The 374-nt window shown below is 35.6% G+C and carries 1 protein-coding gene; it reads left to right on the top strand.

Going from position 1 to position 374, the window contains the following annotated elements; translation table 11 throughout:
* Nucleotides 1-292: DUF3231 family protein (locus EP747_RS24025; RefSeq protein WP_129692490.1), on the top strand; the 292-nt coding region annotated here is incomplete at its 5' end.
* Nucleotides 293-374: the final 82 nt, after the last annotated feature.

Raw genomic sequence — 374 nt, 5'->3', positions numbered from 1 at the left:
GAATTCACCTATTTCCTGGCAATCAATGATCACGAACTCTACTTCTATGACCTTTTCAGATAAATATATGCTGTACCAAATTCAATTGTCTACACAATTAACCCTTTCATATTACGGTTCTGCTCTGAGTGTCAATTCAAGAAAAGATTTAGGTCTTAAGTACTTACGACTAATTTTAGAACTTTTACAATTTGCAGAAGACGGAGCAAACCTAATGATAAAAAATGGATGGTTAGAGCAGCCTCCAATAGCAAGCGACCGAGAATCACTTGCCAACGGAAAGGAGCAATAAATAATATTCTAGAAAATGTCTTAGCATATAATATCCGCGAAATGCCGTCAGGACCCCATAAACATTTGTTTTAACTTCTTAT

This window comes from Gottfriedia acidiceleris (assembly GCF_004138285.1).
Classification (GTDB): Bacteria; Bacillota; Bacilli; order Bacillales; family Bacillaceae_G; genus Gottfriedia; species Gottfriedia acidiceleris_A.
The sequence above is the reverse complement of the archived record's forward strand: the minus strand, read 5'-3'. Positions and strand labels throughout refer to the sequence as shown.